Origin of the sequence: Desulfocurvus sp., from assembly GCF_023230885.1 — a bacterium.
Classification (GTDB): domain Bacteria; phylum Desulfobacterota; class Desulfovibrionia; order Desulfovibrionales; family Desulfovibrionaceae; genus Desulfocurvus.
Window position 1 is genome coordinate 1 of the sequence record NZ_JALNWM010000069.1, and the last position, 14,468, is coordinate 14,468.

12 protein-coding genes, 2 tRNA genes and 1 pseudogene are annotated in these 14,468 nt (G+C 68.7%); 9 read left to right on the plus strand and 6 right to left on the minus strand.

Annotation, left to right across the window (positions count from 1 at the left end):
• The 6 genes and pseudogenes from M0P34_RS06690 to M0P34_RS06715 all read left to right on the plus strand — a co-directional run.
• Positions 1–389, plus strand: a pseudogene (locus tag M0P34_RS06690) (diaminopropionate ammonia-lyase); the annotation flags it as partial.
• Between the two features lie 81 nt (positions 390–470).
• Entirely contained in the window at positions 471–1,685 is a 1,215-nt protein-coding gene (locus M0P34_RS06695; RefSeq protein ID WP_291497686.1) for a YgeY family selenium metabolism-linked hydrolase, read from the plus strand.
• 41 nt (positions 1,686–1,726) lie between these two features.
• Positions 1,727–2,701: a carbamate kinase gene (arcC, locus tag M0P34_RS06700; RefSeq protein WP_291497688.1), complete on the plus strand. Its 975-nt coding sequence runs from the start codon at positions 1,727–1,729 to the stop codon at positions 2,699–2,701.
• A 45-nt stretch (positions 2,702–2,746) separates the two neighbouring features.
• A complete protein-coding gene (ygeW, locus tag M0P34_RS06705; RefSeq protein WP_291497690.1) occupies positions 2,747–3,943 on the plus strand; it encodes a knotted carbamoyltransferase YgeW in 1,197 nt (398 codons plus the stop codon).
• A 118-nt stretch (positions 3,944–4,061) separates the two neighbouring features.
• Positions 4,062–5,459 carry an amidohydrolase family protein gene (locus M0P34_RS06710; protein WP_291497691.1) on the plus strand — a complete coding sequence of 466 codons (1,398 nt, stop codon included), beginning with the start codon at positions 4,062–4,064 and terminating at the stop codon, positions 5,457–5,459.
• Between the two features lie 56 nt (positions 5,460–5,515).
• On the plus strand, positions 5,516–6,880 hold the full coding sequence (locus M0P34_RS06715) for a cytosine permease (protein WP_291497693.1): 1,365 nt from the start codon (positions 5,516–5,518) through the stop codon (positions 6,878–6,880).
• A 623-nt stretch (positions 6,881–7,503) separates the two neighbouring features.
• Here M0P34_RS06715 and M0P34_RS06720 read toward each other — a convergent pair.
• From M0P34_RS06720 to M0P34_RS06735, 4 genes are all read right to left on the minus strand, one after another.
• Positions 7,504–7,581: transfer RNA gene (locus M0P34_RS06720), tRNA-Glu, on the minus strand.
• Positions 7,582–7,586: 5 nt separating this feature from the next.
• A tRNA-Gln gene (locus M0P34_RS06725) sits at positions 7,587–7,661 on the minus strand.
• Positions 7,662–7,733: 72 nt separating this feature from the next.
• Positions 7,734–8,081: a hypothetical protein gene (locus tag M0P34_RS06730; RefSeq protein WP_291497696.1), complete on the minus strand. Its 348-nt coding sequence runs from the start codon at positions 8,079–8,081 to the stop codon at positions 7,734–7,736.
• Positions 8,078–8,581, minus strand: coding sequence for a DUF721 domain-containing protein (locus tag M0P34_RS06735; protein WP_291497697.1), 504 nt, complete (start codon positions 8,579–8,581; stop codon positions 8,078–8,080). Before M0P34_RS06735 ends, M0P34_RS06730 begins: the two co-directional genes overlap by 4 nt.
• A gap of 188 nt (positions 8,582–8,769) precedes the next feature.
• Here M0P34_RS06735 and M0P34_RS06740 point away from each other — a divergent pair, with 188 nt between their 5' ends.
• From M0P34_RS06740 to M0P34_RS06750, 3 genes are read left to right on the plus strand one after another with little or no spacing between them, the layout of a single operon-like run.
• The gene (locus M0P34_RS06740) at positions 8,770–9,180 is read left to right on the plus strand and encodes a cytochrome c3 family protein (RefSeq protein ID WP_291497699.1); all 411 of its coding nucleotides are present in this window, start codon (positions 8,770–8,772) and stop codon (positions 9,178–9,180) included.
• A 10-nt stretch (positions 9,181–9,190) separates the two neighbouring features.
• Entirely contained in the window at positions 9,191–10,162 is a 972-nt protein-coding gene (locus M0P34_RS06745) for a hydrogenase small subunit (RefSeq protein WP_291497701.1), read from the plus strand.
• A gap of 12 nt (positions 10,163–10,174) precedes the next feature.
• Positions 10,175–11,833, plus strand: coding sequence for a nickel-dependent hydrogenase large subunit (locus M0P34_RS06750; protein WP_291497703.1), 1,659 nt, complete (start codon positions 10,175–10,177; stop codon positions 11,831–11,833).
• Positions 11,834–11,912: 79 nt separating this feature from the next.
• On the opposite strand, the gene ahcY is transcribed toward M0P34_RS06750, so the two are convergent.
• On the minus strand, positions 11,913–13,343 hold the full coding sequence (gene ahcY, locus M0P34_RS06755; RefSeq protein ID WP_291497705.1) for an adenosylhomocysteinase: 1,431 nt from the start codon (positions 13,341–13,343) through the stop codon (positions 11,913–11,915).
• Entirely contained in the window at positions 13,340–14,293 is a 954-nt protein-coding gene (locus M0P34_RS06760; RefSeq protein ID WP_291497707.1) for a metalloregulator ArsR/SmtB family transcription factor, read from the minus strand. Before M0P34_RS06760 ends, ahcY begins: the two co-directional genes overlap by 4 nt.
• Positions 14,294–14,468: the final 175 nt, after the last annotated feature.

A 14,468-nucleotide genomic window follows, 5' to 3' on the forward strand; every position in this document is an offset into this window, starting at 1 on the left:
GCAAGCCCCGCAACGTCACCGGCGACCTGCAAACCCTCATGGCCGGGCTGGCCTGCGGCGAGCCCAACACCGTGAGCTGGGGCATCCTGCGCGATTACGCCAGCGCCTACTTCTCCTGCCCGGACTACCTGGCCGCCAACGGCATGCGCATCCTGGCCGCCCCCACCGGCGGCGACGCGCCCATCGTGTCCGGCGAGTCCGGCGCGGTGACCACCGGGCTCGTGCACTGGCTCATGCGCCACCCCGCCGCCCGCGCCCAGCGCGACGCCCTGGGCCTTGGCGCCGATTCCCGGGTGCTGGTGGTCAGCACCGAGGGCGACACCGCCCCGGAGATTTACAAGGGCGTGGTCTGGGGCGGCGCGCACCCCGACGTGGACGGCGTCTTCTAGGCCGCGCCGGACACGGGAAACAACGGAAAACGGCGTCCCGCAAGGACGCGAAGCATTCCAAGGACGTAAGGAGGACAAGTGATGGATACCGCGAAGATCAATGCCCTGAGCGAAAAATACGGACCGCGCATGACCCGGTTCCTGCGCGACATGATCGCCATCCCCTCGGAGAGTTGCCAGGAGGAGGGCGTGGTCAGGCGCATCAAGCAGGAAATGGAGGCCGTGGGCTACGACCGGGTGGAAATCGACAGGATGGGCAACGTCATCGGCTATCTGGGCGACGGCCCCCGCCTCATCGCCTTCGACGCCCACGTCGACACCGTGGGCGTGGGCGAGCGCGCCAACTGGGACTTCGACCCCTACCAGGGCTGCGAGGACGACGAGATCATCGGCGGGCGCGGCGCCTCGGACCAGGAGGGCGGCATGGCCGCCATGGTCTACGGCGGCCTGATCATGAAGGAGCTGGGGCTCATCCCGCCCGATGTCACCGTGGCCATGGTCGGCACCGTGCAGGAGGAGGACTGCGACGGCCTGTGCTGGCAGTACCTCATCCGGGAGCACGGCCTGCGCCCGGAGTTCGTGGTCTCCACGGAACCCACCGACGGCGGCCTCTACCGCGGCCAGCGCGGGCGCATGGAAATCCGCCTCGACGTGCGCGGCGTCTCCTGCCACGGCTCGGCCCCCGAGCGCGGCGACAACGCCATCTTCCGCATGGGCCACATCCTCACCGAGCTGGAGCAGCTGAACCACAACCTCAAGGATGACCCCTTCCTGGGCAAGGGCACCCTCACCGTCTCCCAGATCTTCTACTCCTCGCCCTCGCGTTGCGCCGTGGCCGACGGCTGCTCCATCTCCATCGACCGCCGCCTGACCGCCGGCGAGGACAAGGACCTGGCCCTGGGCCAGATCCGCGAGCTGCCCTCGGTCAAGGCCGCCGGGAACCGCGCCCGGGTGTCCATGTACACCTACGAGGCGCCGTCCTGGACCGGGCTGGTCTACCCCACGGACTGCTACTTCCCCACCTGGGTGCTGCCCGAGGACTCCGTGGTCTGCCAGTCCGCGCAGGAAGCCTACCGTCAGCTCTTCGGCGCGCAGCCGCGCACCGACAAGTGGACCTTCTCCACCAACGGCGTGTCCATCATGGGCATGTTCGGCATCCCGGTGGTGGGTTTTGGCCCCGGCAAGGAGAAGGAGGCCCACGCCCCCAACGAGAAGACCTGGAAGGCCGACCTGGTGCGTTGCGCGGCCCTGTACGCGGCCCTGCCCGCCGTCTACGCGGCCAGGGCCGGGAAGTAGCCGGCGGCCCGCGCCAAAAGGCATCGCCGAGGAAACAACCCATGAACGACACGCGAAACAGACTGGCGGTCATCGCCATCGGCGGCAACTCGCTGATCCGCGCGAAGGACAAGCAGAGCGTCACGGACCAGTACGAGGCCATCTGCCGCACCGTGTGCCATATCGCCGACGTCGTCGAATCGGGCCGCCAGGTCTGCGTGACCCACGGCAACGGGCCGCAGGTGGGTTTCATCCTGCTGCGCTCGGAGCTGGCCCGCAGGCAGGCCGGGCTGCACCCCGTGCCCCTGGTCTCCTGCGTGGCCGACTCGCAGGGGGCCATCGGCTGGCAGATCCAGCAGGCCCTGGCCAACGAGCTGCGCGCGCGCGGCCTTGGCGGCGGGAGCCGCGGCCAGGTGGTCAGCCTGGTGACCCAGGTCGTGGTCGACGCCGACGACCCCGGCTTCGGGAACCCGACCAAGTTCGTCGGCGAGTTCTACGCCGAGAGCGAGGTCCCCGCCCTGCGGGCCCAGAACCCGCAATGGGTGCTCAAGGCCGACGCCAACCGGGGCTGGCGCCGCGTGGTGCCGAGCCCCCTGCCCAGGAGGATCGTGGAGATCGACGCCATCCGCGCCCTGCTGGCCGCCGGGTTCAACCTGGTGGCCGCAGGCGGCGGGGGCATCCCCGTCGTCGCCGACGAGGCGGGCGGCCTGCGCGGCGTGGACGCCGTCATCGACAAGGACCTGGCCTCCAGCCTGCTGGCCAACCGCCTGGGGGCCGACACCCTGGTCATCTCCACCGCCGTGGAGAAGGTCTGCATCGACTTCGGCACGCCGAGCCAGCGCGAACTCTCCCGCGTCACGGCCGCCGAGATGCGCGCCCACCTGGCGGCGGGCCAGTTCCCGGAGGGGAGCATGGGCCCGAAGGTCAAGGCCGCCCTCGATTTCCTGGCCAACGGGGGCGAGAGGGTCATCATCACCACCCCGGAAAACCTGAAGAACGCCATGGCCGACGGCGGCGGCACGCAGGTCGTGAACTGACCGGCCGCCCGGACGGGAACCTCAAACCGCTTTCAGGAGTACAACATGGACCGCACGCGCATCCGCGAAATGATCACCGCCCTGACCCGGCACGACTACGCCGGCATGTACATGAACGACTTCCTGGAGACCTGGCACAAGACCGACGACGAGGTCGCCGCGACCTTCAAGGTCGCCGATATCCTGCGCGCCATGCGCGAATCCGGGCTCTCCCCGCGCATCTTCGATTCCGGCCTGGGCATTTCCCTGTTCCGCGACAACTCCACCCGCACCCGCTTCTCCTTCGCCTCGGCCTGCAACATGCTCGGCCTCGCCGTCCAGGACCTGGACGAGGGCAAGTCCCAGATCGCCCACGGCGAGACCGTGCGTGAAACCGCGACCATGGTCTCCTTCATGGCCGAGACCGTGGGCATCCGCGACGACATGTTCATCGGCAAGGGCAACTCCTACATGCGCGAGGTGGCCGCCGCCCTGGAGGAGAGCCACCGCGACGGCATCCTGCCCCGGCGCCCGACCATCGTCGACCTGCAATGCGACATCGACCACCCCACCCAGTGCATGGCCGACATGCTGCACATCATCAACCACTACGGCGGCGTGGACAAGCTCAAGGGCAAGAAGGTGGCCATGACCTGGGCCTACTCGCCCTCCTACGGCAAGCCCCTGTCCGTGCCCCAGGGCGTCATCGGCCTGATGACCCGCTTCGGCATGGACGTGACCCTCGCCCATCCCGAGGGCTACGATGTGATGCCCGAGGTGGAGGCCATCGCCACCGAGAACGCCCAGGCCGCCGGGTGCGCCTACAAGCGGACCAACTCCATGCGCGAGGCATTCGAGGACGCCGACATCGTCTACCCCAAGAGCTGGGCGCCCTTCGCGGCCATGCAGGAGCGCTCCCGGCTCTACGAGAACAACGACCGCAGCGGCGTGGACGCGCTGGAAAAGGACCTGCTGGCCCAGAACGCCCGATTCAAGGACTGGGAGTGCACCGAGGAGCTCATGCGCGGGACCCGGAAGGGCCAGGCGCTGTACATGCACTGCCTGCCCGCGGACATCACCGGCGTCTCCTGCGGCCAGGGCGAGGTGGCGGCCTCCGTCTTCGACCGCTACCGCGTGCCGCTGTACCGCCAGGCCAGCTACAAGCCCTACATCATCGCGGCCATGATCCTGCTCGCCCGCAAGGCGGACCCGGCCGACACCCTCGTCCGGCTGTTGGAGGAGGGTCGCCCCAGGGTGCGATAACCACGACAGCGTCCCAGGTCCGGCCTCCCGTCCCGCCGGACCTGGGATTTTCTTTCGTGCCCCGCCCCCGCGACGGGCGGCGCGCGGCGGACGGGGCAAACCGAGGGAGGTTCGCGCAATGCTCGACACCGTGATCCGCAACGGCATCCTGGTCTTTCCCGAGGGCGACGTCCGCGCCGACCTGGCCGTGTCCGACGGCAGGATAGCCGCGCTGCTCAAGCCGGGCGAGGAGGCCCCAAGCCGCGAGGTCATCGACGCCGGGGGCCTCAGGGTCCTGCCCGGGCTCATCGACGCGCACATGCATGTCCAGGCGCCCTTCCAGGGCGTCACGCCCCAGCTCACCTTCCATCAGCAGAGCGTCTGCGCCGCCTTCGCGGGCGTGACCACCTTCATGGACTTCACCAACACCTGGCGCGGCACCTGGGTTCCCGACGCCCTGGACGAGCGCGTGCAGGAAATGGCCGAGTCCATGGTGGACTACGGCGTACACGGCAAGTTCGTGGAGGCGGGCAGGGAATACGAGCGCCAGGTGCGCGAACTGGCCGACAAGGGCTGCCCGACCTTCAAGCTCTTCATGACCTACCGCAAGGAAGGGGTCATGGCCGACGACATGACCCTGATCAAGATATTTCGGGCGGCGGCGCAAAACGGGTGCATGCCCATGGTCCACGCCGAGGGCAACGCCATCGCCGAGACCAACGTGGACCGCTGCATCGCGCAGAACAGGCTCACCTGGCGGGACTTCGCCGCCAGCAAGCCGGTCCTGTGCGAGGCCGAGGCCTTTGCCCGGGCCGTGGCCCTGGCCGAATACGCGGCCGCGCCGCTGCTGGTGGTCCATACCACCAACGGCCGCTGCCTGGACATCGCCCGCAAGGCCCAGGCCAGGGGCCAGCGGCTGCTGGTGGAGACCTGCCCCAGCTACCTGACCCTGTTCGACACCCTCTACGACGACCCGGAAAACGGCCACCTGGCCGTCTGTTCCCCGCCGCTGCGCACCCCCAGGGAGCGCGACGAGATCTGGCAGGGCATCCAGGACGGCGTGATCACCCTGGTGGGTTCGGACGACTGCTCCTTCACCCGCCGCGAAAAGGAGGCCGGGCTGCTGCGCGACGCCTCCGGGGCGCTGGTGCCGGACTTCACCAAGGTCGTCAACGGGGTGGCCGGGCTGGAGCTGCGCTTCGTCCTGCTCCACACCGAGGGCGTCGCCACGGGGCGCATCAGCCTGAACCAGCTGGTGGGGCTTTGCAGCACCAACGTGGCCAGGGCCTCGGGCTGCTGGCCGCGCAAGGGGTCGCTCCTGCCCGGGGCCGACGCGGACATCGTCCTGTTCGACCCGGACGAGGAGTGGACCGTTTCCGCCGCCAACCAGCACAACGGCATCGGCTATTGCCTGCACGAGGGCTACCGCGTCCGGGGCCGGGTCAAGACCACGATCCTGCGCGGCAGAACAATCATGGAAAACAACGAGATAACCGGCTCCAGAGGCCAGGGGGAGTACATCCGGAGGAAGCTGTAACGCGCGGCGCCGTGCGGCGCCGTCAACGCGAACCCACACACTGCAAGGAGAAACATATGAGCCTGCCTTCAAGCTGCACCGCAGACAACGCCGCCGCGAGCGCCCGGGTGGAGAACCCCGAGCTTCTGCCCTCCCTTGCTGCGGACCGGACCCTGAGCATGTGGGACATCATCGTGCTTTGCGCGGGCATGGTGGTCAACGTCGTCGGCCTGGTCATCCCGGGCCAGGTTCTCCTGCGGGGAGGCTACTCCCCCTATGAAATACTTGTGGCCTGCTTCTGGGGCTTCTCCCTGGTGACCGTGCTCATCGTGCTGACCGGCGATATCGGCACCAAGTACGGCCTGCCCTTCACGGTGATCATCCGCGACTGCTTCGGCAAGAAGGGCGCCCTGGTGGGTTCGTTCTGCCGCGCCCTGGTCTGCATGACCTGGACCGGCGTGCTGCTCTTCTTCGGCACCGAGGCCATCAACACCGTGCTGCACACCCTGACCGGCGCCTCGGCCTTCTGGCCGGTCTTCGTGATCTTCGCCGCCTTGCAGCTCTTCAACGCCAGCCGCAACGTCAAGAGCATGAGCCGCTTCGGCTGGGTGGCCATCCCCATCCTCGCGGTGGCCCTGGTGGTCCTGGTGTTCTGGCTGCTGGCCAAGTACGAGGTGACCCTGCCCGCCGTCCTGGCCTCCAGCCCGCTTCCGGGCGAGGGTTTCTCCTTCATCACCGTGGTGGCCATCTTCAGCGGCGGCTGGCTCTCCGAAGCCCTGAACGGGAGCGACCTGAGCCGCAAGATCCGGCTGCCGGAGCACCCCGAGCGGCTGCCCTTCCTGCGGCGCAACATGAAGCTCATGGTGGGCTTCGCCATCGGCTTCATCGGCACGGGCGTCATGCTCAGCCTGGCGGGCCTGATCTGCGCCTACCTGACCAACAACGCCGACCCGGTGGCCGTGGTCAAGACCGCCTTCGCAGCCAACCCCGCGGCGCTCATCTTCAGCTGCCTGGTCATCGTCATGGCCCAGTGGAGCACCAACACCGCGGCCAACATCTTCCCTGCCACCCTGATCCTGCTGAACGCCTTCCCGAAGCTCAGCTTCGCCCGGGCCACCTGGCTTGTGGGCCTGATCAGCTGCGCCATGATGCCCTGGCTGCTGGCCAGCTACCTGGACTATGTGCAGATGGTCTTCTCGGCCCTGCTGGCGCCGCTCCTGGGCATCATGCTCGTGCACTACTATGTGGTGCGCAAGGGCGAGCTGGACGTGGACGAGCTGTACGATGCGGACCTGGCCGACTGGAAGGCCCCGGGGCTGCTGTCCCTGGGCGCCGGGCTCGTCGCCGGGGCCGTGTTCCACGACTGGGCCTTCTTCGCCGCCTTCCCCGTGGCGGCCCTGTGCCATCTCTTCCTGATGCGCAGGGTCCAGGCGGCGGCCTGACGCCCCCCCTCACTCCGGCCCGCCACGCCGCGCCAGCCCGGGCTGTGCGTCGGCGGGGCGGGCCGGAGGTTACCTCCTCCCCCGCCGGGCTGCCTCGCCCGGCGGGGGCTTTCGTCTGTCCGGCGCGCGGGGCGGGGCAACGGGCGTCCCGGGTGCCGTCGAATCCTCCGGAACCCCGGCCCCGGGCGGGCGCACGGGTGCGAAGGCCGCGCAACAGGCCGGCAGCGACAATGGGGCCGTCATCCTCGACCGGCCCCGCGCGAGCGTGTGTGTGGGGGGCGCAACCGCCGGGTTGCCTGGGCCTGCCCGCCCCGGCCCCGGGCGGGCGCGCAGGCTGCCGGAGGAGCGCGGGCCTTGCTCCGCGTCGCTGCCGCACCCCCGGCTCCGCGCGGGCGGCGGCAGCGACGCGGGACGGGGGAGGGCGCCGGGGGCCGCAACCGGCCCCGCACGGGCATACGGGCGCGCGGGCGTGCGGCCGCCCGGAGGGCTGCGGACACGGCCCGGCCCCCCGCTGCCGGTCCGGGAACAGCTCGCAAACAGTCCGGGCACAGCCCGCAGGTTGCTCCCGGGGCCCGGAACGGAAAAAAGGGTTACGGTTTTTCACCGTAACCCTTTGTTTTTCCTGGCGTCCCCAAGGGGATTTGAACCCCTGTTGCCGGCGTGAAAGGCCGGTGTCCTGGACCAGGCTAGACGATGGGGACAAGGCTGGCTGGCGGACTAGGACTCGAACCTAGACTACTGGAGCCAGAATCCAGCGTCCTGCCAATTAGACGATCCGCCAGCGTTGGGAAGATGGGATTTACAGACTCGCAACGGGCCTGTCAACCCCGGGGGAAATCATTTTTTCCGCTGCCTAGGCGTTGGCGTGGGCCAGGCGGCGGGTGCGCTTCTTGAGCTTGTTGATCTTCTTGCGCAGGATCTCACGCTCCTTGCGGTTGGAGCTTTCGCCCTTCTTGGCGCGCAGGCTGCGGATATCCTGCTTGATGGCGTGGATCTGGTCCTTGTAGGGGGTGCCCTCGATCTCCTCGTCCTCGATGCCCAGGATCTCCTTGATGGCGGGCAGCAGCTCCTCCTTGCTCATGCCGGAGGCGCCGGTGATCATGGGGATCTTTTCCATGCACAGCTCGCGAAGCTCCTTCTGGGTCATCTTGTCCAGGGGCTTCTTGAGATCAAGGCTTTCCAGGGTGAGTTCGTCGCTCATATGGTCTCGTCCTCCTTGGGGGATGTCGTCTTGTCTGGCGCCGGGGCGCCGCCGGGGGCCTCCGGCTCGAAAGATCGCAGATACGCCTCGTAGCACCTCGCCACCGGCGAGGCCGGGTCGAGCCGTCCGGCCAGGCCGCCCAGCCGCCCGGGACGCCCCGGGCGCAGCGGCGCGCAGGGCGCGGGCTGCTCGATCGTATCCAGCGAAACGTGGTCTCCTAACAGGTCGACCCGAACCTTGTCAAAGAAATTCATGCCCAGAAAGCCGTTGGCCTGCTCCAGCAGCGCCGGGGCGTACATGGTCAGCTCCTGGGCGACCATGTGGTCCTCGGTGCCCACGATCAGCGTGGTCCCCCGGTGCCCCACGGGGCGCGCCAGCGCCGCGATCTGCGGGCCGACGATTTCCGGCCAGTGCCGCCACAGGCGCGACAGATGGTAGTGCGTCCCGTCGGGGTCGCTGCGGGACAGGAAGCGGTTGTACAACGATGCGAGTCGTTTCATGGCGGCACCCGGCGCAGCGGAGCACATCCGCGCGCGGAAGGCAAGCCCCCGCGCGCCGCCGGGCAGCGTTTCCCGCAGTCCGCGTTTTCGCCCCGTGCTACCCAAACATTTTTCATGCCCCGTCTTGTGCTCGTTCGGTTGTCGTATATCGTGCAATGATCGACAACTTTCAATCCGGAGGGAGGACCATGAAGAGGTTCGGCGTGATTCCGGTGCTGCTGGCATTGGGCCTGGCGCTGCCAGCGGGAGCGGTTCTGGCCTACGAGGTGCCCGAGACCATCCAGATCCAGCGGCCCGAGAAGAACGCGGCCCTGGCGCAATGGGTCGGGCCGCGCGTGGAGTTCCCCCACGGCTTCCACGCCGTGCGCAACGCCTGCAACAAATGCCACCACAAGGAATCGGACAAGGACCTGGGCAAGTTCCTGAGCTGCACCCAATGCCACAGCAAGGACGACCCCAACGACAGCACCGGTTTCTACCTCGCCTGGCACAACGACAGCGTCCACAGCTGCCTGGGCTGCCACCGCAAGGTCCGCCTGGAGGACGCGGGCAAGATGCCGCCCCTGTCCTGCACCAACGGCTGCCACAAGAAGCAGTGAGGAGGCTCCCATGAGTTCGAGCGCACGCATCGCCGCCTTGTTGATGGACCGCCAGCGGGAGGCCGCAGGCTTCTCGCGGCGGGAGTTCATGAAATTCTGCGGGCTCGTCGCCGTGGCCCTGGGCATGGAGGCGTCCATGGGGCCCGTGGTCGCCCGCGCCCTGGAGGGCAAGCGGCGGCCCTCGGTGATCTACATGCATGGCGCGGAATGCACCGGCTGCACCGAAGCCCTGCTGCGCGCCGTCGATCCCTACGTCGACGTGCTGATCATGGAGATCATCTCCCTGGACTACTGCGAAACGATCATGGCCGCCGCCGGGGATGCCTCGCACAAGGCCCTGGAAACGGCCATGCGCAACCCGGACGGATACATCTGCACCATCGAGGGCGCCATCCCCACCCGCGACGGCGGGCTCTACGGCCAGGTGGGCGGTGAAACCATGCTCTCGCTGTTCTCGCGCGTGGCCGCCGGGGCCAAGGCCGTCATCGCCATGGGCTCCTGCGCAAGCTTCGGCGGCATCCAGGCCGCCGCGCCCAACCCCTCGGGGGCCAAGGGCGTGGGCGAGGCCCTGGCGGCCGTGGGCGTCGCGCCCATCAACATCGCCGGCTGCCCGCCCAACCCCGTCAACTACATCGGGACCGTGGTCCACCTGCTGACCAAGGGCATGCCCGAGCTGGACAGCGCGCGCCGGCCCCGGATGTTTTTCGGGCGCACGGTCCACGACCTGTGCGAGCGGCGCAAGCACTTCGACAAGGGCGAGTTCGCCCCGAGCTTCTCGTCGGAAGAGGCCCGTGCGGGGTGGTGCCTGCACAAGCTCGGCTGCCGGGGGCCCTGGACCTACAACAACTGCCCCACGGCGCTCTTCAACCAGACCAACTGGCCGGTGCGCGCCGGCGGCCCGTGCATCGGGTGCAGCGAGCCCGGCTTCTGGGACCAGCTCGCCCCGTTCTCCACCGATATCCGCGAAAAGAAGCGCGCATAAGGAGGCCCCGCCATGGCAACGCCGACCAAGAAATACACCGGCCCCATCACCGTCGACCCCGTGACGCGCATCGAGGGCCACCTGAAGATCCGCGTGGACGTGCGCGACGGAGTCATCGTCAAGGCTTTTTCCAGCACCCAGCTCTTCCGGGGGCTGGAGCAGATCGTCCAGGGCCGCCCGCCGCACGAGGTGCACAACTATGTGCAGCGCGCCTGCGGCGTGTGCACCACCACCCATTCGCTGACCAGCATCCGCGCCGTGGAGGACGCCATCGGGCTGACCCCGCCGCCCGCCGCCCAGCTCATCCGCCACCTGATCCTGTCCTCGCTCATCGTCCACGACCACCTGGTCCATTTCTACCATCTGCACGCCCTGGATTTCTTCGACATGGCCGACGCCCTGAACGCCGACCCCGTGGCGGCCGCCCGGCTGCAAGGGGAACTGGCAGGCAGGGACACCGATCCCGGCGAGTACTTCATCGTCCAGTCCCGGCTGCGCAAGTTCGTGGAGGGCGGGCAACTCGGCTGGCTGACCAACGCCTACTTCCTGGGCGGCCACCCGGCCTACCGCCTCTCGCCCGAGGAGAACCTGGTCATGGCCGCCAACTACCTGGCCGCGCTGCGCGTTCAGCTCAAGCTGGCCCGGGCGATGGCCGTGTTCTGCGGCAAGAACCCCCACTCCCAGACCATGCAGGTGGGCGGCGTGACCTGCTACGACAGCCTGCGCCCCGAGCGGCTGGAGGAGTTCCGGGCCCTCTACGGCGAATGCCGGGAGTTCATCAACGCCAACTTCAAGGGCGACCTCTTCCTGCTCGGGCGGCGCTATCCCGAGGTCGCGCGCTACGGCGCCGTGTCCAACCACTTCGCCTTCGACGACTTTCCGGATCCCGAAACGGGCCGGGATTTCTTCTTCCCCTCGGGCGTGCTCTGGAACCGGGACTTCAAACGCCTGGAGAGCCTGGACACCGGGCACATCAAGGAGCATGTGGCCCGCAGCTGGTACGAGCCCGGCCCGGAGCGCCACCCCTACGAGGGCGTCACCGCGCCGCAATACACAGGCTACGACGAGGACGGGCGATACTCCTGGTCCAAGGCGCCGCGCTACAAGGGCGAGCCGATGGAGTGCGGCCCCCTGGCCCGCCGGGCCATCGCCTACGCCCGCGGCGAGGAGGAAACCGTGCGGCGGCTTGACGAATGGCTCGCGGCCTCCAAGCTCAAGCCCGAAAACATCTTCTCCACCCTGGGCCGCACGGCCTGCCGGATGGTGGAGAGCGTGGAACTGGTGAACCGCATGCAGGGCTGGCTGGACGACCTGCAAGCCCGGACCAGGGCCGGCAAGGTCGAGATATACAAGGAATGGACCATGACGGACAAGGCGCGGGGCGTCGGCCTGTGCGCCGTGACCCGGGGCGCCCTGTCGCACTGGATCAATATCGAGGGCGGCACCACGGCCAACTACCAGATGGTCGTGCCCAGCACATGGAACCTCGGGCCGCGCTGCTCGGCGGGCAAGCCCTCGCCCGTGGAGGAGGCCCTGACGGGCAACCCGGTGGAGGACCCCGAACGCCCGGTGGAGATCCTGCGCACGGTCCACTCCTTCGACCCGTGCATCGCCTGCTCCGTGCATGTGCTTCAGCCCGGCGGCCGGGAACGGGTGTTCAAGGTGCTCTGACCCCGCCCCGCCCACCCAGCCCAAAACGAAAGCCCCGGCTCGCGCCGGGGCTTTCTCGTCGTCCGGGCACGGCCCGGGGCTAGTAGCGGTAGTGGTCCGGCTTGAAGGGCCCGGCCAGGGGCACGCCGATGTACTCGGCCTGCTCGGGGGTCAGGGTCTCCAGGGTCACGCCCAGGCGCTCCAGGTGCAGCCGGGCGACTTCCTCGTCCAGATGCTTGGGCAGGGTCATGACGCAGGGCTCGTAGCTGTTCCGGGCCAGGTCGAGCTGGGCCAGGACCTGGTTGGTGAAGCTGTTGGACATGACGAAGGAGGGGTGCCCCGTGGCGCAGCCCAGGTTCACCAGCCGGCCCTCGGCCAGGACGATGATCGAACGCCCCGAGGGCAGAAGCCACTTGTCCACCTGGGGCTTGATCTCGATGCGCGTGCAGGCCGGGTTGTTCTCCAGGGCCGACATCTCGATCTCGGAGTCGAAATGCCCGATGTTGCACAGGATGGCCTCATCCTTCATGCGCATCATGTGCTCGCCGGTGATCACATGATAGTTGCCCGTGGCCGTGACGAAAATGTCGCCCTGCTCCACGGCGCGGTCCATGGTCGTGACCTCGTAGCCCTCCATGGCCGCCTGGAGCGCGCAGATGGGGTCGATCTCCGTGACCAGCACCCGGGCGCCGAAGCCGCGCATGCACTGGGCGCACCCCTTGCCCACGTCGCCATAGCCCGCCACCACGACAACCTTGCCCGCGATCATGATGTCCGTGGCGCGCTTGATGCCGTCGGCCAGGGACTCGCGGCAGCCGTAGAGGTTGTCGAACTTGGACTTGGTCACCGAGTCGTTGACGTTGATGGCCGGGAAGAGCAGCTCCCCGCGCTGCTGCATCTGGTAGAGCCGGTGCACGCCCGTGGTCGTCTCCTCGGAAACGCCGCGAATCTTCGCGGCGATGGCCGTCCACTTGCCGGGGTTGGCCTTCAGCCCGGCGGCGATGCGGGCCAGGATGATGCGGAACTCCTTGTTGTCCGTGGCCTGGGTCACGATCGCGGGGTTGCGCTCGGCCTCAACGCCCTTGTGCACGAGCAGCGTCGCGTCGCCGCCGTCGTCCACGATGAGGTCCGGGCCGGAACCGTCGGGCCAGGTCAGGGCCTGCTCGGTGCACCACCAGTAGTCCTCCAGCGTCTCGCCCTTCCAGGCGAACACCTTGGCCAGCCCGGCCTCGACCACGGCGGCCGCCGCATGGTCCTGGGTCGAAAAGATGTTGCACGACGCCCAGCGCAGGTCCGCGCCCAGGGCGTGCAGGGTCTTGATGAGCATGGCCGTCTGGATGGTCATGTGCAGCGAACCCATGACCTTCAGCCCCCGCAAGGGCTTCTCGTCGCTATACTTGGCGATCAGCTGCATGAGCCCGGGCATCTCGCGCTCGGAAAGCTGCATCTCCTTCAGGCCGAAATCGGCCAGGGACATGTCCTTGACCTTGTATTCCAGGGTCGGATCCACGGGTTGGACTTGGGCGGTCATCGCTGTTCCTCCAGGGAAGGTTTCCGCGCCCCGTACAGCCTGAGGACCAGGCCCGAAGGCAGGGGGTAGCGGGCGGTTTCGTCGGTATGCAGTCCCGCGGCGGCAAGCCAGCCCTGCACGCGCGCGGGGTCGAATCCGAGCCAGTTGTCTCCGTAACGCTCGCGCATGGACTCGTCGTCGTGGGGCTCGAAATCCACAAGGACGAACCGGCCGCCCGGGGCCAGCACCCGGTGCGCCTCCTCCAGCCCCAGGCGCGGCACCGGCAGATGATGCAGCGCCAGGCTCATCACCGCGAAGTCCGCCTCCCCGTCGCCAAGAGGCAGATGCTCCAGGTCGCCTATGCGCAGGCTGACCCCGGGGGCCGCGCCGTCGGCCTCGGCGCCGAAAACGCGCCGCGCGCGGGCCAGCATCTCGGGCGAACTGTCCACCCCGATGACCCGCCCGGCACCCGGACGCATGGCCCGCAGCAGCGCGCCCGTGCCGCAACCCAGGTCCGCCGCCACGGCCACACCCCCAGGCATCCGCGCCAGGATCTCCCCGGCCAGGTCCAGCCCGCCCAGCGAGCGCTCGCGCAATTCGTCCCAGGCCCCGGCATGGGCGGCGAAAAAGGCGGCGGTGCGCTCGGCCCGCCGCGCGACTGCCCGGCCCGCCGCGCGAACGTCCGCCTCCAGGGCCGGATGCGCCAGAAACGGCGCCAGGGCGTCCAGCAACTCGCGGCCCGGGCCCGCCTCCGGCACGGCGTAATGCACCCGCTGGCCGTCGCGCCGCGACACCAGCAGCCCCGCCCCGGACAATATCCGCAAATGCCGCGAAATGCGCGACTGGCCCAGCCCCAGAACATGCACGATCTCGCCCACGGCCAGCTCATGCTCCCATAACACGCGCAGCAGCCTAAGGCGAGTCTCGTCGGCCAAAGCCTTGGCCTGTTCCAGTAGCGGTGGTGTCGTCATGTGTATTTCCGTATATTGAGATAACTTGATATACAAGGCGCGCCGGGCTGTCAACAGGCCGTGCCGGGGGGCGCCGCCCCCCGGACCCCCGGGCAGGGGGGGGCGCCCCCCGCCCCCCCCCCCCGGGGCCACCGCCCCCCGGCCCCCCCCTCCCCGCCCCCCCCCGCCCCCGGCC

What these genes read in the sequence shown, in the direction of transcription:
- M0P34_RS06760 (WP_291497707.1), bottom strand. Translation starts at nt 14,293, where the DNA reads ATGACGACACCACCGCTACTGGAACAGGCCAAGGCTTTGGCCGACGAG.
- ygeW (WP_291497690.1), top strand. Translation starts at nt 2,747, where the DNA reads ATGGACCGCACGCGCATCCGCGAAATGATCACCGCCCTGACCCGGCAC.
- arcC (WP_291497688.1), top strand. Translation starts at nt 1,727, where the DNA reads ATGAACGACACGCGAAACAGACTGGCGGTCATCGCCATCGGCGGCAAC.
- M0P34_RS06750 (WP_291497703.1), top strand. Translation starts at nt 10,175, where the DNA reads ATGGCAACGCCGACCAAGAAATACACCGGCCCCATCACCGTCGACCCC.
- M0P34_RS06710 (WP_291497691.1), top strand. Translation starts at nt 4,062, where the DNA reads ATGCTCGACACCGTGATCCGCAACGGCATCCTGGTCTTTCCCGAGGGC.
- M0P34_RS06695 (WP_291497686.1), top strand. Translation starts at nt 471, where the DNA reads ATGGATACCGCGAAGATCAATGCCCTGAGCGAAAAATACGGACCGCGC.
- M0P34_RS06715 (WP_291497693.1), top strand. Translation starts at nt 5,516, where the DNA reads ATGAGCCTGCCTTCAAGCTGCACCGCAGACAACGCCGCCGCGAGCGCC.
- M0P34_RS06730 (WP_291497696.1), bottom strand. Translation starts at nt 8,081, where the DNA reads ATGAGCGACGAACTCACCCTGGAAAGCCTTGATCTCAAGAAGCCCCTG.
- M0P34_RS06735 (WP_291497697.1), bottom strand. Translation starts at nt 8,581, where the DNA reads ATGAAACGACTCGCATCGTTGTACAACCGCTTCCTGTCCCGCAGCGAC.
- M0P34_RS06745 (WP_291497701.1), top strand. Translation starts at nt 9,191, where the DNA reads ATGAGTTCGAGCGCACGCATCGCCGCCTTGTTGATGGACCGCCAGCGG.
- M0P34_RS06740 (WP_291497699.1), top strand. Translation starts at nt 8,770, where the DNA reads ATGAAGAGGTTCGGCGTGATTCCGGTGCTGCTGGCATTGGGCCTGGCG.
- ahcY (WP_291497705.1), bottom strand. Translation starts at nt 13,343, where the DNA reads ATGACCGCCCAAGTCCAACCCGTGGATCCGACCCTGGAATACAAGGTC.